This window comes from Pseudacidovorax sp. NFM-22 (assembly GCF_021401245.1).
Lineage (GTDB): Bacteria > Pseudomonadota > Gammaproteobacteria > Burkholderiales > Burkholderiaceae_C > Xenophilus.
The window spans coordinates 111,633-129,650 of record NZ_JACBFY010000009.1; the positions used below are offsets into that span (position 1 = coordinate 111,633).

The following is an 18,018-nucleotide window of genomic DNA, read 5'->3' on the forward strand; positions in this document are numbered from 1 at the left end:
GTGCAGGCGGCACACCCGCAAAGACGGGCTGCGCGGCTTGTCCGTCACGGGCGCAGGGCGCCATGCCCACCGGCGGCGCGAGCCCCCGCCTACGTCGCGCGGTCCTGACCGCGCACGCGACCGCCAACCGGACTCGCTGAAGGTGCATGCCAGTCCCGCAGACCCCTCAGGGCTGCGGCCCTGCCGCTTACACCACAAGGAACACCGCCCATGAGCAACGGCGAGCCGAATCCCATCCTCAATGCCGCCTCGAATGCCATTGCCGCCCTGCGCGCCGATGACGACCAGCTGGAGTTGGCCAAGGCGCACGAGTCGCTGAATCCCAAGGCCATCGAGAAGCTGGACGTCACCGAAGCCCGGCAGCAACCGACCGCCAAGGACGCCGTGGTCACGCTGCTGCAAAAGCGCGGCGAATCGGCCGACCCCGAAGTGCTCGTACCCGGCGTGACGCTCAAGCGGATCACCGTCGATGGCGCGGTGGGTGCCCTGCCCGCCAACGTCTACACACCCGCCGGTGTGGGCCCTTTCCCGGTGATCCTGTACTTTCACGGGGGCGGCTGGGTGATCGCCGACAAGGAGGTCTATGACGCCGGCGCCCGCGGCCTGGCGAAGGCAGCAAACGCCATCGTCGTGTCCGTCGACTACCGACAGGCGCCGGAGCACCGCTTTCCCGCCGCCTGGGACGACGCGCTGGCCGCCTACCGCTGGCTCGGCCAGAACGCCGCCTCGCTGGGCGGCGACCCGGTGCGTCTGGCTCTGGCCGGCGAAAGCGCGGGCGGCAACCTGGCGGTGGCCACGGCCATCGCCGTGCGCGATGCGGGCCTGCCAGCACCGCGCCATGTGCTGTCGGTCTACCCCGTCGCGCAGACCAGCCTCAATACCGAGTCGTACCTCGAGAACGCCATCGCCAAGCCGCTGAACCGCGCGATGGTGAAGTGGTTCGTGGACCACCTCGTCAACTCGGAAGAAGACCTCAAGGACACGCGCTTGTCGCTCATCGACGCCGATCTGGCCGGCCTGCCGCCGGTGACGATCATCAATGCGCGCCTGGACCCGCTGCGCAGCGACGGTGCCAAACTGGAAGAGGCCCTGCGCGATGCCGGTGTGCCGGTCGAGCGCCGCGAGTACGAAGGCGTGGCGCACGAGTTCTTCGGCGGCGCGGCCGTGCTGCAGAAGGCGCGCGATGCGATGGCCTACGCGGGCGACCGCTTGCGCACCGCCCTGGGCTGACTCGCCCCCACCCGCCTGCGCGCGGGCAAAGAAAAAGCGCCTCGGCATCGAGGCGCTTTTTTCATGGGCGGGCGAACCGCGCGATCAGCTCAGGACCACGCTCGACAGCCGGCGGCGGTACGTCGCCACCACCGGATCGTCCGGCGGGATCTGGCCTTCGGCCACCTTGGGCTTGGGCGGCTCGATCACGTCGAGGATGGCGATGTAGGTCTTGCGGGCCAGTTCCTCGTTCCAGCCCTTGTCGCGCATGAGGATCTCGAGCAGCTCGTCCATGGCCTCGGTCCATTGCTGCTGCGCCACCAGCGCCTGGGCGCGGGCGTAGCGGGCGTCGAAGTCGCGGCGGTTGGCGGCGATGCGTGCGTCCAGCGCGGCGATGTCGGCGCCCTCGGCGGCGTCGAGCGCGTCCATCCAGCGCTGCAGCGAGTCGAAGCGGCGCACCAGCGAGCGACGGTCGATCACCGGCGCGAAGGCCACCTTGGCGTCGTCCGTGCGGCCCATCTGCAGCAGCAGCTTGACGTAGTCGAAGCGGGCATCGTCGTTGGACGGGTCGGTGGCCACGGCATGCTGCAGCTTCTCGAGCGCGCTGTCGGTGTCGCCTTCGGCCAGGGCCTCCTGCGCGGCCTCTTCCTCCTGCTGCGCGGCCAGCTCATCGGCGCCGGGCACGTGCTTGTCCAGGAACTCGCGGATCTTGTCGGCCGGCAGCGCGCCGACGAAGCCGTCCACCGGCTGGCCGCCGGAGAACATCACGCAGAAGGGAATGCTGCGCACGCCGAACATCTGCGACAGCTGGCTGGAGATCTGCGGCACCTTGTCGGCGTCGAGCTTGGCCAGGATGAAGCGGCCGCCGTATTCGACCTCCAGCTTCTCCAGCACCGGGCCCAGCTGCTTGCAGGGGCCGCACCATTCGGCCCAGATGTCCAGCAGCACCGGCGTGGCAAGCGAGGCTTCGACCAGTTCGGTCTGGAAGTTGTCGAGGGTGATGTCGATCATGGGTGAGGCTGCGTCGTTGGGGGATGGCCGGGCGCCCGGCCGATTCAGATTCCCGTTCCAGGTGGGACCGAAACGTAAAATTGAAAGATGAGTGAAACCATCCAGGTCGGCGTGGTCATGGGCTCGAACTCCGACTGGGAGACGATGCGCCATGCGGCCGAGATTCTCCAGCAATTCGGCATTGCCCACGAAACACGCGTCGTCTCGGCGCACCGCATGCCGGACGCCCTGTTCGCCTATGCCGAAAGCGCCGCCCCGCGCGGGCTGACCGCCATCATCGCGGGGGCCGGCGGCGCCGCCCATCTGCCGGGCATGCTGGCCGCCAAGACCACGGTGCCCGTGCTGGGCGTGCCGGTGGCCAGCCGCCACCTGCAGGGCGTCGATTCGCTCTACAGCATCGTGCAGATGCCCAAGGGCATTCCGGTCGGCACCTTCGCCATCGGCACCGCGGGTGCGGCCAATGCGGCGCTGTTCGCGGTGGCCATGCTGGCGGTGAACGACCCGGCCCTGCGCCAGAAGCTGGACGACTTCCGCACCGCCCAGACCCGCGTGGCCGAGGCCATGACGCTGCCCCCACCGGCCGAAGGCGCACCGGCCGCCGCTGCGGCGGCGCCCGTGTTCTCGCCCCAGGGCGGAGGCGCGCTGTGAGCCCCAAGGTCCTGGCCCCGGGCCGCAAGACCCTGCCGCTGCTGCCCGGCAGCACGCTGGGCGTGATGGGCGGCGGCCAGCTGGGCCGCATGTTCGTGCACGCGGCCCAGGCCACGGGCTACTTCACCGCGGTGCTCGATCCTGATCCGGACAGCCCCGCCGGCCGCATCAGCCACCACCACCTGCATGCGGACTACCTGGACAGCGACGCCCTCGGCCGCCTCTCGCGCCTGGCCGATGCCGTCACCACCGAATTCGAGAACGTGCCGGCCCAGGCCCTGGCCACGCTGGCCGGCGACGTGCCGGTGGCGCCCGCGGCCGATGCCGTGGCCATCGCGCAGGACCGCATCCGCGAGAAGGCGCATTTCGTGCGCTGCAGCGCCGCCAGCGGCATCGGCTGCGCGCCCTACGCGGTGATCGAGAACGCCGACCACCTGGCGGCCGTCTCGGCCGAGCTGCTGCCCGGCATCCTCAAGACCGCGCGCATGGGCTACGACGGCAAGGGCCAGCAGGGCGTGCAGACCCTGGCCGAACTCGCCGCCGCGTGGGAAGCCACCGGCCGCGTGTCCTGCGTGCTCGAAAAGCGCCTGCCCCTGGCGCTGGAATGCTCGGTCATCGTGGCCCGCGGCCACGACGGGCAGGCGGTGCACTTTCCGCCCCAGCGCAACCTGCACCGCGGCGGCATCCTGGCCGTGACCGAGGTGCATGACCAGGCCCTGCCGCCCGCCGTGGCCGAGCGCGCCGTCGAGGCCGCGCGCGCCATCGCCGACGGCATCGGCTACGTGGGCGTGCTGTGCGTGGAGTTCTTCATGCTGGAGGACGGCAGCCTGGTCGCCAACGAGATGGCGCCGCGCCCGCACAACAGCGGCCACTACACCATGGACGCCTGCGACGTCTCGCAGTTCGACCTGCAGGTGCGCACCCTGGCCGGCCTGCCGCTGGTGGCACCGCGCCAGCACAGCCCGGCCATCATGCTCAACCTGCTGGGCGACCTGTGGTTCGCCGACGGCAGCGACCAGCAGCGCGACCCGGCCTGGGCCCAGGTGCTGGCCCTGCCGGGCACGCATCTGCACCTCTACGGCAAGACCGAGGCGCGCCGTGGCCGCAAGATGGGGCACCTGAACATCACCGGCGCCGACATTGCCGGCGTGCGCGCCGCCGCTGCACAGGCCGCGGCGCTGCTCGGCCTGCCCGACAGCTCCGCCTGCTGAGCCCGCCATGATCCTCGACGGCCAGGACAGCCACGCCATCGAACGCGCCGCGCTCGCGCTGCGGGCGGGCGAGCTGGTGGCCTTTCCCACCGAGACGGTCTATGGCCTGGGCGCCGACGCCGCCAACGACGACGCCACGCGCGGCATCTTCCGCGCCAAGGGCCGGCCCTCGGACCATCCGCTGATCGTGCACCTGCCCGACGGGCTGCGGCAGGCCGAGTCACTGTCGCGCTTCGCGCAGCCGCTGCCGGCCTTCGGGCGCGCGCTGGCCGACGCCTTCTGGCCCGGCCCGCTGACGCTGATCGCCACCCGCCAGCCCGGCGTGGGCGCGGCCGCCGCGGGCGGGCAGGACACCATCGGGCTGCGCTGCCCCGACCACCCGGTGGCGCAGGCGCTGCTGCATGCCTGCGCCCGCCACGGCGTGCCCGGCCTGGCCGGCCCCAGCGCCAACCGCTTCGGCCGCGTGAGCCCGACCACCGCCGCCCATGTGGCCGGCGAGTTCGGCGACGACCTGCTGATCGTCGACGGCGGCCCCTGCACCGTCGGCATCGAATCGACCATCGTCGACTGCAGCCGCGGCGCGCCGGTGCTGCTGCGCCCGGGCGTCATCACCCGCGCGCAGATCGAGCGCGTGGCCGGCGAGCGCCTGCGCAGCCAGGCCGAGCTGGCCCAGCCCGACCCGCGCGCCTCCGGCACGCTGGAGTCGCACTACGCGCCCGCGGCCAAGGTGCGGCTGATGGACGGCCGCATGCTGCAGTCCGCGCTGGACGTGCTGGGCGCGCAGGCCGCCCACATCGCCGTGTGGTCGCGCACGCCGCTCAAGAGCCGCTCGCAGCGCCTGATCCTGCGCCGCATGCCCGACGACGCCACCGAGGCGGCGCGGCAGCTCTTTGCGCTGCTGCGGCAGTTCGACGACGAAGGCGCCAAGCTGATCTGGATCGAGACGCCGCCGGAGACGCCGGAGTGGGAAGGTGTGCGGGATCGGCTGATGCGCGCGGCGGCTTAAATCAACACGTAAAACCCGAGTCAGGCAACCCCTAGCCTTTATTTGGGCGCCGCTTCGCTGTGTGGCCTCTCAAACTCAGGCCAAGCTGCTCGAGGGCAAAGTCATAGTCTTCTCTAAAGTCTATGTACTTTTTCATTTTAAGAAGAGTTGGAATCTCGCAATCCTCTATCAAAATAGGGATTACATAGATTTGGCGGGAACTAATCTCGTCCCAATGTTTAGCCTGCCATTCATTTTCGACCCACTTCGATGCCACAGATTTTTTGGAAAGCACCAAAAGAACGTAATCAGCGCTAGCCAAACCCTCGGCGATCTTGGTCGGTATCGATTCACCTCCCAATATTTGCCACTCGTCTACCCAAGGTCGATGCCCCATCTCTGCAAGATCGACAGCAAGGCTTTTTACAAAATTCTTATCGGCGGAAGAATGTGACAGAAATATCGAAGCGCCGTCGTGTTTATGCATGAATTGTGCCTCAAACATTTTTTGATTTAGTAAGCTGGCAATGTAAGAGTATTCTTCCAGAAGGCCTATTCGCTCCTCCCCCAGGGCAGGAGATGGGGAATAAGATGTTAATCTTCTCCACACTATTTCGTGGCGGCTGAGCAAATCCATACTGGTTGGTCTGCGCAAATATGTTATTGGGATACGCCGATAACTTAATGTCAAACCAAAACCGCCAAAATACACAATCCCATGCAATCGACCTTTTTCGAAGGTCTCATCGTCGAGCATTCCGATTCGGCCTTGATGAGCCCCTTTAATAACAACAACCGGACCATACTCGAAATTCTCTGAGTTGAATTTCATACGAATCCTATGCCTGCCTTGCGCTAAAAAGGGCGGAGTCACTGACTTAGTTCTGCCGAGCCACCCACTCCACCAACGCATCGAACGCCGGCCGCGCGGCACCCGCCACCGGATCGTTGGCAATGCCGACGACCACCCATCGGCGCCCGCCAGCGCCATCCACATAGCCAGCAATCGCCGCCACGTCGCGCAGGCTCCCTGTCTTGAGGTGCGCCGACGTGGTCGCCGGCCGGTTGCGCAGCGTGCCGTCCACGCCCATCACGGGCAAGGACGCCATCAGTTCGGGCATGACCGGCGAGCGCCAAGCCACCTGCAGCATGCGCGCCAGGCCGGCGGCGGTGAGCCGGTCCTCGCGTGACAGCCCGGCGCCATTGACCATCACCGGGGCCGGCTCGGCACCGCCCACGCGCGAGGTCCACCATTGCCGCACGGCCGCACGCGCGGCGTCGAAACTGCCGCGCTGGCGTTGCGTGAGGCCCAGCGTCAGGAAGAGCTGCTGGGTCATCACGTTGTTGCTGTACTTGTTGATGTCGCGCACCACCTGCCCCAGCGGCGGCGAGGCGGCCTCGAACAGCAGGCGCGCGGTCGTCGGCACGGCACCCAAGCGCAGCTGGCCGTCGATCTGGCCGCCCATCTGCTGCCACAGGCCGCCGATGGCGCGCAGACCGAAGCGCTGCGGGTCGGGCCAGGCGACCGGCCAGCTGCGCGCGCCGCAGGCGGCCGGCAGGGCGCCGGCGAAGCGCGGCTGGGCCGGGTCGGCAAAGTCGGCCTGCAGCGCGGTGCGCCAGTCGCCGCATTCGCCGGTGCTCAGCGGCACGCGCGCCGGAAAGCTCACGCCGGCCAGCGGCGGTTCGGCGCTGACGACGGCGAAGCGGCCGCCGGCCTCGGGCGTGAAGTCCAGCGTGACCGAGCGGAAGTTGACGAGGAAGGCGTCGGGCGAGGCGTTGTAGGGGCGCAGCGGCTCGCCGTCGAAGGCGGCCGGGTCGCTTTCGACGCCGGCATCGAAGGCGCTGCGGTCGACCACCACGTCGCCGGCGATGCGGCGGATGCCCAGGGCCTGCACGCGGCGCAGCAGCAGCCACAGCCGCTCGACCACCATCGTGGGGTCACCCTGGCCGCGCAGGTACAGGTTGCCCTGCAGCGTGCCGTCGACCACGGCGCCGTCGGCGTAGACCGGCGTGCTCCAGGTGTAGGCGGGGCCCAGCAGGTCGAGCGCGGCGTAGGTGGTGACCAGCTTCATCACCGAGGCCGGGTTGACCAGTTCCTGCGCCCGCCAGGCAAGGCGCGGCGGCTGCCGACCCTCGGCGTCGGCCACAAAGAAGGTGACGGCATCGCGCGGCACCTTGGCGCGGGCCAGGGCGGCTTCGACCGAGGGTGGGAGGGCGGTCGAGGGCAGGGGGGCGGCCGTCGCGGCGCTGGCGGCAGGCTGCGCGATGGCGGCCGGCACGGCGACCAGCGCGCAAACGGCCAGCAGGGCGGCCTGCAGGCGGGAGGAAGGGCGAAGAAGGGAAAGGCGGGAAAGGCAGCACTCAGGCATGCGGCGGGATTATCGGGAGCGACTGCGTCCGCAAGGCCGCCCCTCGATAATCGCCCGATGCCTGCTGCCGACCGACCGCTCCTGCGCCTGTCTCCCCGGGCGGTGGGTGTCGGCTCGGCCGTCATCACCGTGCTGGTGTGGACGGGCTTCATCGTCATCTCCCGCGCCACCGCGGGCCGCGCCCTGGCGCCGCTGGACATCGGCCTGGCGCGCATCGTGGGCGCCAGCGTGGTGCTTGCGCCCTGGGGCGCCTGGCTGGTGGCGCAGGCCCGGCGGGCGGGCGACGCGAATGCCGGGTCGCTGTTCGGCCTGTCGCCGCTCTCGCTGCGGCTGAGCGCGCTGGCCGGCATCTTCGGCGCGGTGCTCTATGCGGGCCTCGCGTATTCGGGCTTCTTCTTCGCGCCGGCCGGCCATGCCGCCGTGCTGATGCCCGGCAGCCTGCCGCTGTGGACGGCGCTGCTGGCGGCCGTGGTGCTGCGCGACCGCATCACGCCGCTGCGGGCCGCGGGGCTGGGCCTGATCGTCGCGGGCGACCTGATGGTGGGTGGGCGCAGCCTGCTGCAGGCCTTCGGCGATGCCGAGGCGGGCGGCGCCGGCAACCACCTGTGGAAGGGCGACCTGCTCTTCATGTCCGCCGCCTTCTGCTGGGCCTGCTACGGCGTCATCGTGCGTCGCCATGCGCTGGACGCGGTGCGCGCCACCATCGCCATCACCATGTTCGCGCTGCTCACCTATGTGCCGCTCTACCTGCTTCTGGCGTGGACGGGCGTGATCCCCAGCCGGCTGACCACGGCGCCCTGGGGCGACATCGCCTTCCAGATGGCCTTCCAGGGCATCGGCTCGGTGGTGATCTCGGGCATCACCTTCACGAAGATGATCGGTTACTTCGGCCCGGTGCGCACCACCATGATCACGGCGCTGGTGCCGGGCCTGTCGGCACTGTCGGCGGTGTTCTTCCTCGACGAGCCGCTGCATCCGGGCCTGCTGGCCGGGCTGGCGCTGGTGACCCTCGGCATCCTGCTGGGCGTGCAGCGCAAGGCGCCGGCCGCGTCCGCCGCGGTGCCGGCCCGTGCCACGGCCAAGGGTTGCAATGCCTGAACTCCTCGCTTTCGATTGCAGCACCGACACGCTGTCGGTGGCCGTGCAGCACGGTGATCGCGTGGTCGCCCGCACGCAGGCCGGCGGCGCCCAGGCCTCGGCCGCGCTGATCCCGCTGATCCACGAACTGCTGGCCGAGGCCGGCCTGACGCTCCACGGGCTGCAGGCCCTCGTCTTCGGCCGCGGCCCCGGCGCCTTCACCGGCCTGCGCACCGCCTGTGCGGTGGCGCAGGGCCTGGGCTACGGGGCGGACATTCCCGTGCTGCCCATCGACACGCTGCACGCCGTGGCCGAGGAGGCCCGCCATGCCACCGGCGCGGCGCAGGTGATGGCGGTGCTCGATGCGCGCATGGACGAGGTCTATGCCGCTGCCTGCGACACCGCCGCCGGCCACTGCGAGGCGCCGCGCCTCATGGCGCCGGAGCAGGTGCAGGTGCCGCCCGGCTTCCTGCTGGCCGGCAACGCCTTCGCGGCCTATGGCGAGCGCCTGCCCGCCGACGCACCGCGCCATGCCTGTCTGCCCACTGCCACCGCCCTGCTGCGCCTGGCCCCGGCCATGCTCGCCGCCGGCCGCGCCGTGCCGGCCGCCGAGGCCCAGCCGCTGTACGTGCGCGACAAGGTCGCCCAGACCACGGCCGAGCGCGAGGCGATCAGGAACGCCGCGGCCACCATCGGAGCGACGCCCGCATGAGCGCCCTGCCCCAGTTGCCCGAGGCGCGCCTGGAGCCCATGCGCGTCACCCACCTCGACGCGCTGCTGCCCATCGAGCAGCAGGCCTACACCCATCCTTGGACGCGGGGCAACTTCATCGACTCGATGCATGCCGGCTACCACTGCATGTGCCTGGTCGGCCCCACGCCGCCCGAGGCCCCCGGCTTCGGCGCCGACGGCGCCGCGCCGCGTCCGCAGGGCGATACGCTGATCGGCTACTTCGTCGCCATGAAAGGCGTGGACGAGGTGCATCTGCTCAACATCACCGTGGCGCCGGCCTTCCAGCGCCAGGGCTGGGCGGCGCTGATGCTCACGGCGCTCGGCGTGTGGTCGCGCGCGCAGGGCGCCGGCTGGCTGTGGCTGGAGGTGCGGGTGAGCAACACGCGCGCCCAGCAGGTCTACGAACGCCATGGCTTTCGCCGCGTGGGCCAGCGCAAGGGCTACTACCCGGCCGCGCCCGGCCGTCGCGAGGACGCGATCGTCATGAGCCTGCGGCTGGAGGGCACGGCCCCGTGACACCGTCCTCCGCCCCCATTCAACAGGGCGCGCCGCACGCACGCGCGTTCGCACGCCCAGGAAGCCCGAGATGAGCCTGATGCTCGATGCGCGCCAGCGCGCCATGCTGGAGGAGATGGGCGTCAAGGTCTGGTGGCCGGTGCAGACGGCGGAGGTGGCGGCACCGGTCGCTGCGGCTGAGACAGCCCAGGCCACCGAGCCCACTGCGCTTGCCGGCGAGCACATTGGCGAGCCCGCGGTCGCCCGCGCGGCCCGCCCGCCGATGGATCGGCCGGGCGCCGACACGTCCCACACGCCGCCTTCGGACGACGGCCCGCCCGCATGGATCGACGACGTGCCGCCGGAGGACATGCCGCCTTCCGCGGCAGCGCCACCAGCCGTGCGCCAGGAGGCGCCGGCTTCCTCCACGCCCGGTCGCCGTCCGGCGGCCGAGGCGCCCTCCTCCGCCACGGCGTCCCCGGCCCCACGAACCGGCGCATCCTCCGCACGGGCCGGAACCGCCCCCGCCGTGCGCATCGAGCCGGCCCAGCGCCTGTACCTGCCGGCCGGCGCCGGCGGCGACGCGCCCGCACCGGGAGGCTGGCTGGTGCTGGTCGACATGCCGCCCGGCCCCGATGGCCGCCATGGCGCTGCCTTCGCCGGCGACGCCGGCCGCCTGCTCGACCAGATGCTGCGCGCCCTGCGCCTGCACGCCGGCCCCACACCGGTGCACCTGCAGCGCGTGCACCGCCCCGCCCCCGGTGTGCCCGAGGGCCAGGACGACGAAGCCTTCGAGGCCGGCTTCGGCCATGCCTGCCGCGAACTGGCGCCACGCATGGTGCTGGCGCTGGGCCCGCTGGCGGCGCAGCAGCTGCTGGGCGCCCAGCCGCTGGGCCGGCTGCGCGCCCAGATCGGCCGCTGCGCCGACGGCCGTACCGCCGTGGTCGCCAGCTATGCGCCGGCCTACCTGCTGCGCACGCCGGCCGACAAGGCGCGCGCCTGGGCCGACCTGTGCCTGGCCGCCGCCGAGTTCGAGCGGATCGCCGCCGCCCCCCGAGCGTCGGAGGGCGGCTCCTAGAATCCCGCCCCATGTCTTTCCTCGATCAGCTGCAGGCCGCGCAGCGCCAGAACCGCTCCATGCTGTGCGTGGGGCTGGACCCGGAACCCTCCCGCTTCCCCGAGGGCATGAAGGGCGACCCGCGCCGCATCTACGACTTCTGCGCCGCCATCGTCGAGGCCACGGCCGACCTGGTGATCGCCTTCAAGCCGCAGATCGCCTACTTCGCCGCCCACCGCGCCGAGGACCAGCTGGAGCGGCTGATGGCCCACATGCGGGCCGTGGCGCCGCAGGTGCCGGTCATCCTCGACGCCAAGCGCGGCGACATCGGCTCCACCGCCGAGCAGTACGCGGCCGAAGCCTTCGAGCGCTACGGCGCCGACGCCGTGACGCTCTCGCCCTTCATGGGCTTCGATTCCGTCTCGCCCTACCTGCGCTACCCGGACAAGGGCGCCTTCCTGCTGTGCCGCACCAGCAACCCGGGCGGCGACGACCTTCAGAGCCAGCGCCTGGCCGACGTGCCGGGCCAGCCGCTGCTGTACGAGCATGTGGCCTCGCTGGCGCAGGGGCCGTGGAACCTCAATGGCCAGCTCGGCCTGGTGGTGGGCGCGACCTATCCGCAGGAGATCCGCCGCGTGCGCGAGCTGGCGCCGACGGTGCCGCTGCTGATCCCCGGCGTGGGCGCCCAGGGTGGCGATGCGGTGGCCACCGTGCGCGCCGGCTGGCGCGAGGACGCACCGATCATCGTGAACTCCTCCCGCGCCATCTGCTACGCCAGCAGCGGCGTCGACTTCGCCGCCGCCGCCCGCCGCGAGGCCGAGCGCACGCGGGACGTGCTGGAGGCGGCGAAGCAGGGTTGAGGTTGGGGGGGTGCCCCCCTCTCCCCAACCCCTCTCCCGCGAGGGGAGAGGGGCTTTGAAGTCATCGCCGCCGTTCCCCGAAGCGGGGGGTGTCAGCGGCGGGGGGTGTCAGCTGAACAGCAGCGACGCCTCCACCGGCTTGCTGAACAGCCAGCCCTGCGCCAGCGCGTCGGGCGCCAGGGTGTGGAAGTAGGCGGCCTGCTGCTCTTCCTCGATGCCTTCGACCACCATGGTCAGGCCCAGCACCTCGGCCATCACCACGATCTGCGGCGCGATGGTGTCCTGGTCGCTCTGGTCGTGCAGCGCCTGCATGAAGGTGCGGTTGATCTTGATCGCGTCCACCCGCAGGCGAGACAGGTACGACAGGCTCGAATAGTCGGTGCCGAAGTCGTCGATGTAGACCTTGTGCCCCGCCTCGCGCACGCGGGCGATGGCGCGGCTGAGTTCGCGGCTGTTGGCGGTGGTGCGCTCCGTCAGCTCCAGCCCGATGCTGCAGGCCTGCAGCCGCGCCGCCTGCAGCCGCGCCGACAGGAAAGGCAGAAAGCCGCTGTCCATCAGGTCGTCGGCCGAGACGTTGACCGTGACCTGGAAGTCCGGCCGCCGGCGCAGGCCGTCGCCCAGGTCCTCCAGCACGCGGCTGATCACGAAGCGCGTGACCTGCCCGATCATGCCGTTGCGCTCGGCCTCGCTGATGAAGGCGTCGGGGCTCACCGGCTTGCCAGTGGCATCGGTCCAGCGCAGCAGGGCTTCGGCGCCCACGCGTCGGCGATCGGACAGGCGCACGATGGGCTGGTAGACCACGCGCAGCTCGCCACTGCGCATGGCCAGCAGCAGCTGGCGGCTGAGCGAGCGTGAGCGTCCCAGGAAGGCGCTGAACGCAAAGCCGCCGCTCAGGCCCAGCAGGAGGCCGAAGGCCCCCATCTCGATCATCACCGGCGAGCCCCACACGCCCTGCGGCACCCGCAGCGTGGCCACGATGCAGCCGGTGTAGGCCTGCAGGCAGCGCACCTGGTAGCGCTGGCCGTTGAAGGTGAGCGTGGGTTCGGTGCCGGAGACGCGCTCCAGCCCCTGCAGCGCGGGCGTGTTGGTGAACAGCAGCCGCCCCACGTCGCCGTCCTTGGCCACCAGGGCGAAGTCCAGCCGCGGGTCGGCCAGGTCGATGAAGGTGCGCGCATGGATGGAGACCATCGCATTGCCTTCGCGGATGACCATCGAGCGGCTGCCGGGCGCACCCAGTTCGGGCACGTTGAAGGAGATGCGCCGGCCGCCGTCGCCGGCCAGGTCCACCCGCGGGGGCTGCGCCGGCGGATCCACGCGGCCGATGATCGAGCTGCAGACCACCTGCCCGTTCTCCAGCCGGGCAGCGGCCTTGAGGAAGCGGCTGTTGAGCACCAGGGCCCGCAGGCGCGCGACTTCCTGGGGGCCGCACTCGGCCGGCTCGGCATGGATGGCGTCGATGGTCTCGACCGCCTCGCCGGTGATCCGGCGCGCCAGGTTGACGTAGCTGTCGGCCAGTTCGCCGGCCTGCTCGGCCCGGTCGCGCTGCACGGACCAGGCGCCGAAGGCCAGGCACAGCACCACGGCCAGCACCGCCCCTCCGGACATGCAGAGAACATGGCGCGTCAGGGGCTTTCTGAACATGGGCGCGGGCAAGAGGGGGACGGCCGCAGGACCGTCGTCTGGAGAAAAGCGCGAGTATCGCCGCGGCCAGCGACTCTCTGCGCGGCGGGCACCCGCCTTATGGGGGGCGCCGTTGCAGCAATGCCGCAGCAATGCCGCAGCAGGACGTCAGCCGGGCCGGCGGGCGCCCAGGCGCGCCGAGATGTCGGCCGCCGCCTCGCGCAGCACCGCCGCCAGGCGGCCGTCCCAGCGCGTGTCGAAGACGGCGGAGGCGCCGATGGCCGTGAGCGCGATGACGATGCGCCCGCCCGCGTCGAAGACCGGCGCGGCCATGGCGCTGATGCCGGGCAGCACCTCGCCCTCTGAACGCGACAGGCCGCGCGCGCGCACCTCGCGCAGCTGGCCCTCGAAGGCGTTCCAGTCGGGCAGCGGCGCAGGCGCGGGCATGCCGGCCTCGCCCGGCTGCGCGCGGGCCCGCTCGGCCTCCAGCGCGGCGCGCACGACCGCTTCGTCCAGGTAGGCGCCGAACAGCCGGCCCGAGGCCGTGCCGGCGAGCGAGAACACGGTGCCATGGCGCATCGCCACATGCACCGCCGCAGGCGACTCGGCCGTGCGCACGATGGTGGCGCCGCGCTCGCCCCACACCGCCAGCGCCAACGTGTGGCCGGTGCGCCGGGCCAGCCCCTCGATCACCGGCGTGGCCAGTTGCACGGGGTTGGTCTGCGCCATGGCGATCAGCCCCAGCTGCAGCGCCAGCGGGCCGAGCTGGTAATGGCCCGTGGCGCCGTCCTGCTCGATCAGGCCCAGCCGGCCGAAGCTCACCACATAGGGATGCGCCTTGGCCGGCGTCATGCCGGCCTCCTGCGCCAGCGCCTTCAGCGGCATGGGCCGGCCGGTGTGCACCAGGGCCTGCAGCAGGGTGCCGCCCACCTCGATGCTCTGGATGCCGCGCTGCGCGCCGCGTTCGCCGTCTTCCGCCATCACCCGCCCAGATTCGTTGATTTGTAAATCGTTAGACATTACCAGATGCGCGGCCTACACTCGCCGCCAGTTCGGCATAGTCGAACTCGTTTCATTAAAACTAATTGGAGCCAACCCGGATCGCATGGCCCTGCGGCCCCGGTCCGTCCACCTTGCGAGGATTCCCATGACTGCCTCCGACCCCTCTTCCTCCCTGCGCTACCAGAGCGGCTTCGGCAACGAATACGCCACCGAGGCCGTGCCCGGTGCGCTGCCCCAGGGCCGCAACAGCCCGCAGCGCGCGCCGCTGCAGCTCTACCCCGAGCTGATGTCCGGCACCGCCTTCACCGCGCCCCGCCACCAGAACCGCCGCAGCTGGATGTACCGCCGGCAGCCCAGCGTGGTGGCCGGCCGCTACCAGGCCTGGGCCCAGCCGCTGTGGACCACCGGCGGCGACCGTGGCGCTGCCCTGGCACCCGAGCCGCTGCGCTGGCACCCGATCCCCTTCGAGGCCGGCGTGGAGGCCGACTTCGTGGAAGGCATGCGCACCCTGGCCGCCAATGGCGATGCCGATGCGCAGACCGGCGTGGCCGCCCATGTCTACCTGGCCACGAAGTCGATGGACCGCCGCGCCTTCGTCAATGCCGACGGAGAGCTGCTGGTGGTGCCGCAGCAGGGGCGCCTGCGCATCACCACCGAGCTGGGCGTGCTCGACGTGAAGCCGGGCGAGATCGCCCTGCTGCCGCGCGGCCTGGCCTTCAAGGTGGCGCTGCCCGACACCGAGGCCGGCGCCGGCCCGTCGCGCGGCTACGTGTGCGAGAACTACGGCGCGCAGTTCCGCCTGCCGGAGCTGGGGCCCATCGGCTCCAACGGCCTGGCCAATCCGCGCGACTTCTTGGCGCCCGTGGCCGCGTACGAAGACGTCGCCGGCCCCTACGAGCTGATCAAGAAGTTCGGCGGCCGCTTCTGGCGCGCGCCAGCCAGCAACACGCCGTTCAACGTGGTGGCCTGGCACGGCAACCTGGCGCCGGTGAAGTACGACACGGTCAACTTCATGACCATCGGCTCGATCAGCTTCGACCATCCCGATCCGTCCATCTTCACGGTGCTCACCTCGCCCAGCGACACGCCGGGCACCGCCAACTGCGACTTCGTCATCTTCCCGCCGCGCTGGCTGGTGATGGAAGACACCTTCCGCCCGCCCTGGTACCACCGCAACCTGATGAGCGAGTTCATGGGTCTGGTGTACGGCGAGTACGACGCCAAGCCGGGCGGCTTCAAGCCCGGCGGCGCCAGCCTGCACAACGCCATGGTGCCGCACGGCCCGGACGAAGAGGCCTTCGAGAAGGCCTCCAGCGCCACCCTGCAGCCGCAGAAGCTGGACAACACGCTGGCCTTCATGTTCGAGAGCCGCTACCGTTTCGTTCCCACCGCCTTCGCGATGGAGACCGCGCCGCTGGACCACGACTACGCCGATTGCTGGGCGGGACTCAAGGACAAATTCAAAGCATGAGACATCCCCTCCTCACCCGCCGTGCGGCGCTGGCCACCACGGCCGCCCTGGCCCTGCCGCTGCTGGCCCACGCTGCCGACTTCCCCGCCAAGCCGATCCGCTTCATCGTGCCCTACACGGCCGGCGGCACCACCGACCTGGTGGCGCGCACCGTCGGCCAGCGCGTGGCCGAGAAGCTGGGCCAGCCGGTGGTCGTCGACAACCGCGGCGGCGCGGGCGGCAACATCGGCATGGACGTGGTGGCCAAGGCCCCGGCCGATGGCTACACCATCGGCTTCGGCGCCATCTCCACCAATGCGCTGAATCCGCACATCTACAAGTCGGTGCCCTTCGACCCGCGCAAGGACTTCACCGCCATCGGCCTGCTGGGCACCTCGACCATCGTGCTCGAAGTGCCGGCCAGCTCGCCCATCAAGTCAGTGCCCGAGCTGATCGCCGCCGCCAATAAGACGCCCGGCCTGCCCTATGCCACGGCCGGCGCCGGCACCTCGATGAACCTGGCCGGCGTGCTGTTCGCGCAGATGACGGGCACCCAGCTCACGCACGTGGCCTACAAGGGCAGCGGCCCGGCCATCACCGACCTGCTGGGCGGCACGGTCGGCGTGATGTTCGACAACCTGCCGGCCTCGCTGCCGCACATCCAGGCCGGCAAGCTGCGCGCGCTGGCGGTGGCCGGGCCGACGCGCTCGCCCTCGCTGCCCGACGTGCCGACCATCGCCGAGACGGGCCTTAAGGGCTATGCGCTGGAGCCCTGGTTCGGCGTCTATGGCCCGGCCAATCTGCCGCCGGCCATCGTCAAGACGCTCAACCAGGCCTTCGCCGAAGCCCTGGCCGAGCCCGCGGTGCGCGACAAGCTGCTGCAGGCCGGCTTCACGCCGCGTGCCAGCACGGCCGAGGAACTGGCCGCGCTCAGCCAGTCCGAATACCAGCGCCTCGGCGAGGTGGCCCGCAAGGCGGGCATGACCGCCGACTGACCCTTCGCACAACTTTCTTTCGCCATGACCGTTCTCGACAAGACCCACAACCCCCACCTGCGCAGCTGGGTGGAATCCGCCAACGTGGCGGGCTGCGACTTCCCGATCCAGAACCTGCCCTTCGGCCGCTTCCGCCGTGCCGGCAGCAGCGACGCGGGCCTGCGTATCGGCGTCGCCATCGGCGACCAGGTGCTGGACCTGCGCGCCGCCGGCCTGGTGGACCACGACGACATGAATGCGCTGATGGCCGCCGCGCCCGCCGAGCGTGTGGCGCTTCGCCAGCGCCTGTCCGACGGCCTGGCCCAGGGCAGCACGCAGCAGGCGGCCTGGGCCGCCGCGCTGGTGCCGCAGTCGGCCTGCGAACTCGCGGTGCCCTGCAAGGTGGGCGACTACACCGACTTCTACACGAGCGTGCACCACGCCACCAACATCGGCCGCCAGTTCCGCCCGGACAACCCGCTGCTGCCCAACTACAAGTGGGTGCCCATCGGCTACCACGGCCGCGCCAGCTCGATCATCCCGAGCGGCACCGCCTTCAAGCGTCCGCGCGGCCAGACCAAGGCACCCGACGCCGCCGAACCCAGCTTCGGCCCCTGCAAGCGGCTGGACTACGAGCTGGAACTCGCCTGGTTCATCGGCCAGGGCAATGCGCTGGGCGAGCCGGTGGCCATCGACCAGGCCGAGGACCATCTCTTCGGCGTGGCCCTCTTCAACGACTGGTCCGCACGCGACATCCAGGCCTGGGAATACCAGCCGCTGGGCCCCTTCCTGTCGAAGAACTTCGGCTCCACCGTCTCGCCGTGGATCGTGACCATGGAGGCGCTGGCGCCCTTCCGCGTGCCCTTCACCCGGCCCGAAGGTGATCCGCAGCCGCTGCCCTACCTGGACGGCGCCGCCAACCGCGCGCACGGCCACATCGACATGCAGCTGGAGGTGCTCATCCAGACCGCGAAGATGCGCGCCGACGGCCAGGCGCCCACGCGCCTGTCCCTCGGCAAGCTCAAGGAAGCGGCCTACTGGACGCCTGCGCAGCTGGTGGCCCACCACACGGTCAACGGCTGCAACCTGCAGCCCGGTGACCTGATGGGCTCGGGCACGCTGTCGGGCCCGTCGCTCGACACCGCTGGCTCCCTGGCAGAAATGAGCGTGGGCGGCAAGCAGCCCATCACCTTGCCCAACGGCGAGCAGCGCACCTTCCTGCAGGACGGCGACACGCTGATCCTGCGCGGCTGGTGCGAGCGCGAGGGCGCGGTGCGAATCGGCCTGGGCGAGGCCAGCGGCACCGTGCTGGCCTGAA

17 protein-coding genes are annotated in these 18,018 nt (G+C 70.9%); 12 read left to right on the plus strand and 5 right to left on the minus strand.

The genetic code is table 11. From position 1 onward, the window contains the following. Positions 1 to 210: 210 nt before the first annotated feature. A complete protein-coding gene (locus tag L0984_RS26235; protein WP_234197305.1) occupies positions 211 to 1,230 on the plus strand; it encodes an alpha/beta hydrolase in 1,020 nt (339 codons plus the stop codon). A gap of 84 nt (positions 1,231 to 1,314) precedes the next feature. On the opposite strand, the gene L0984_RS26240 is transcribed toward L0984_RS26235, so the two are convergent. Then, complete coding sequence (locus L0984_RS26240; protein ID WP_234197306.1) at positions 1,315 to 2,220, minus strand: tetratricopeptide repeat protein; 906 nt, start codon at positions 2,218 to 2,220, stop codon at positions 1,315 to 1,317. 87 nt (positions 2,221 to 2,307) lie between these two features. On the opposite strand from L0984_RS26240, the gene purE reads away from it, so the two are divergent. The 3 genes from purE to L0984_RS26255 all read left to right on the plus strand — a co-directional run bounded on the left by purE (position 2,308) and on the right by L0984_RS26255 (position 5,085). Then, complete coding sequence (gene purE, locus L0984_RS26245; protein WP_234197307.1) at positions 2,308 to 2,868, plus strand: 5-(carboxyamino)imidazole ribonucleotide mutase; 561 nt, start codon at positions 2,308 to 2,310, stop codon at positions 2,866 to 2,868. Positions 2,869 to 2,933: 65 nt separating this feature from the next. Continuing rightward, positions 2,934 to 4,079 (plus strand): 5-(carboxyamino)imidazole ribonucleotide synthase, encoded by a 1,146-nt coding sequence (locus tag L0984_RS26250; RefSeq protein ID WP_234197409.1) that lies wholly within the window; start codon positions 2,934 to 2,936, stop codon positions 4,077 to 4,079. A 7-nt stretch (positions 4,080 to 4,086) separates the two neighbouring features. Next, positions 4,087 to 5,085, plus strand: a complete 999-nt coding sequence (locus L0984_RS26255; RefSeq protein ID WP_234197308.1) for an L-threonylcarbamoyladenylate synthase — start codon at positions 4,087 to 4,089, stop codon at positions 5,083 to 5,085. Between the two features lie 31 nt (positions 5,086 to 5,116). Here the strand turns inward: L0984_RS26255 and L0984_RS26260 are convergent, their stop codons facing one another. Then, positions 5,117 to 5,896, minus strand: a complete 780-nt coding sequence (locus L0984_RS26260; protein ID WP_234197309.1) for a toll/interleukin-1 receptor domain-containing protein — start codon at positions 5,894 to 5,896, stop codon at positions 5,117 to 5,119. Between the two features lie 46 nt (positions 5,897 to 5,942). Then, the gene (gene dacB / locus L0984_RS26265; protein ID WP_234197311.1) at positions 5,943 to 7,433 is read right to left on the minus strand and encodes a D-alanyl-D-alanine carboxypeptidase/D-alanyl-D-alanine endopeptidase; all 1,491 of its coding nucleotides are present in this window, start codon (positions 7,431 to 7,433) and stop codon (positions 5,943 to 5,945) included. 57 nt (positions 7,434 to 7,490) lie between these two features. Between dacB and L0984_RS26270 the strand changes: the two genes are divergently transcribed. The 5 genes from L0984_RS26270 (at position 7,491) to pyrF (ending at position 11,654) form a co-directional block, all read left to right on the plus strand. Next, positions 7,491 to 8,531 (plus strand): DMT family transporter, encoded by a 1,041-nt coding sequence (locus L0984_RS26270; protein WP_234197312.1) that lies wholly within the window; start codon positions 7,491 to 7,493, stop codon positions 8,529 to 8,531. Next, positions 8,524 to 9,222 (plus strand): tRNA (adenosine(37)-N6)-threonylcarbamoyltransferase complex dimerization subunit type 1 TsaB, encoded by a 699-nt coding sequence (gene tsaB, locus L0984_RS26275; RefSeq protein ID WP_234197313.1) that lies wholly within the window; start codon positions 8,524 to 8,526, stop codon positions 9,220 to 9,222. The genes L0984_RS26270 and tsaB overlap by 8 nt, the downstream gene beginning before the upstream one ends. Beyond that, complete coding sequence (rimI, locus tag L0984_RS26280; protein WP_234197314.1) at positions 9,219 to 9,758, plus strand: ribosomal protein S18-alanine N-acetyltransferase; 540 nt, start codon at positions 9,219 to 9,221, stop codon at positions 9,756 to 9,758. The genes tsaB and rimI overlap by 4 nt, the downstream gene beginning before the upstream one ends. 70 nt (positions 9,759 to 9,828) lie before the next feature. Beyond that, positions 9,829 to 10,815, plus strand: a complete 987-nt coding sequence (locus L0984_RS26285; RefSeq protein ID WP_234197315.1) for a uracil-DNA glycosylase family protein — start codon at positions 9,829 to 9,831, stop codon at positions 10,813 to 10,815. 11 nt (positions 10,816 to 10,826) lie between these two features. Further along, positions 10,827 to 11,654, plus strand: a complete 828-nt coding sequence (gene pyrF, locus L0984_RS26290) for an orotidine-5'-phosphate decarboxylase (RefSeq protein ID WP_234197316.1) — start codon at positions 10,827 to 10,829, stop codon at positions 11,652 to 11,654. Between the two features lie 108 nt (positions 11,655 to 11,762). Here pyrF and L0984_RS26295 read toward each other — a convergent pair whose 3' ends face one another. Together L0984_RS26295 and L0984_RS26300 are read right to left on the minus strand one after the other, a co-directional pair. Further along, a complete protein-coding gene (locus L0984_RS26295) occupies positions 11,763 to 13,295 on the minus strand; it encodes an EAL domain-containing protein (protein WP_234197317.1) in 1,533 nt (510 codons plus the stop codon). A gap of 147 nt (positions 13,296 to 13,442) precedes the next feature. Then, positions 13,443 to 14,255 carry an IclR family transcriptional regulator gene (locus tag L0984_RS26300; protein ID WP_255697629.1) on the minus strand — a complete coding sequence of 271 codons (813 nt, stop codon included), beginning with the start codon at positions 14,253 to 14,255 and terminating at the stop codon, positions 13,443 to 13,445. 166 nt (positions 14,256 to 14,421) lie between these two features. On the opposite strand from L0984_RS26300, the gene hmgA reads away from it, so the two are divergent. Genes hmgA through fahA form a run of 3 tightly spaced genes read left to right on the plus strand, consistent with a single transcriptional unit; the run spans position 14,422 to position 18,017 of the window. Next, positions 14,422 to 15,747 (plus strand): homogentisate 1,2-dioxygenase, encoded by a 1,326-nt coding sequence (gene hmgA, locus L0984_RS26305; protein WP_234197320.1) that lies wholly within the window; start codon positions 14,422 to 14,424, stop codon positions 15,745 to 15,747. Beyond that, positions 15,744 to 16,721 (plus strand): Bug family tripartite tricarboxylate transporter substrate binding protein, encoded by a 978-nt coding sequence (locus tag L0984_RS26310; protein ID WP_234197321.1) that lies wholly within the window; start codon positions 15,744 to 15,746, stop codon positions 16,719 to 16,721. The genes hmgA and L0984_RS26310 overlap by 4 nt, the downstream gene beginning before the upstream one ends. A 24-nt stretch (positions 16,722 to 16,745) precedes the next feature. Continuing rightward, positions 16,746 to 18,017: a fumarylacetoacetase gene (fahA, locus tag L0984_RS26315; RefSeq protein ID WP_234197322.1), complete on the plus strand. Its 1,272-nt coding sequence runs from the start codon at positions 16,746 to 16,748 to the stop codon at positions 18,015 to 18,017. Position 18,018: the final 1 nt, after the last annotated feature.

What these genes read in the sequence shown, in the direction of transcription:
- pyrF (WP_234197316.1), top strand. Translation starts at nt 10,827, where the DNA reads ATGTCTTTCCTCGATCAGCTGCAGGCCGCGCAGCGCCAGAACCGCTCC.
- dacB (WP_234197311.1), bottom strand. Translation starts at nt 7,433, where the DNA reads ATGCCTGAGTGCTGCCTTTCCCGCCTTTCCCTTCTTCGCCCTTCCTCC.
- L0984_RS26255 (WP_234197308.1), top strand. Translation starts at nt 4,087, where the DNA reads ATGATCCTCGACGGCCAGGACAGCCACGCCATCGAACGCGCCGCGCTC.
- hmgA (WP_234197320.1), top strand. Translation starts at nt 14,422, where the DNA reads ATGACTGCCTCCGACCCCTCTTCCTCCCTGCGCTACCAGAGCGGCTTC.
- tsaB (WP_234197313.1), top strand. Translation starts at nt 8,524, where the DNA reads ATGCCTGAACTCCTCGCTTTCGATTGCAGCACCGACACGCTGTCGGTG.
- fahA (WP_234197322.1), top strand. Translation starts at nt 16,746, where the DNA reads ATGACCGTTCTCGACAAGACCCACAACCCCCACCTGCGCAGCTGGGTG.
- L0984_RS26260 (WP_234197309.1), bottom strand. Translation starts at nt 5,896, where the DNA reads ATGAAATTCAACTCAGAGAATTTCGAGTATGGTCCGGTTGTTGTTATT.
- L0984_RS26270 (WP_234197312.1), top strand. Translation starts at nt 7,491, where the DNA reads ATGCCTGCTGCCGACCGACCGCTCCTGCGCCTGTCTCCCCGGGCGGTG.
- rimI (WP_234197314.1), top strand. Translation starts at nt 9,219, where the DNA reads ATGAGCGCCCTGCCCCAGTTGCCCGAGGCGCGCCTGGAGCCCATGCGC.
- L0984_RS26240 (WP_234197306.1), bottom strand. Translation starts at nt 2,220, where the DNA reads ATGATCGACATCACCCTCGACAACTTCCAGACCGAACTGGTCGAAGCC.
- purE (WP_234197307.1), top strand. Translation starts at nt 2,308, where the DNA reads ATGAGTGAAACCATCCAGGTCGGCGTGGTCATGGGCTCGAACTCCGAC.
- L0984_RS26235 (WP_234197305.1), top strand. Translation starts at nt 211, where the DNA reads ATGAGCAACGGCGAGCCGAATCCCATCCTCAATGCCGCCTCGAATGCC.
- L0984_RS26285 (WP_234197315.1), top strand. Translation starts at nt 9,829, where the DNA reads ATGAGCCTGATGCTCGATGCGCGCCAGCGCGCCATGCTGGAGGAGATG.
- L0984_RS26300 (WP_255697629.1), bottom strand. Translation starts at nt 14,255, where the DNA reads ATGGCGGAAGACGGCGAACGCGGCGCGCAGCGCGGCATCCAGAGCATC.
- L0984_RS26295 (WP_234197317.1), bottom strand. Translation starts at nt 13,295, where the DNA reads ATGTTCAGAAAGCCCCTGACGCGCCATGTTCTCTGCATGTCCGGAGGG.
- L0984_RS26250 (WP_234197409.1), top strand. Translation starts at nt 2,934, where the DNA reads ATGGGCGGCGGCCAGCTGGGCCGCATGTTCGTGCACGCGGCCCAGGCC.
- L0984_RS26310 (WP_234197321.1), top strand. Translation starts at nt 15,744, where the DNA reads ATGAGACATCCCCTCCTCACCCGCCGTGCGGCGCTGGCCACCACGGCC.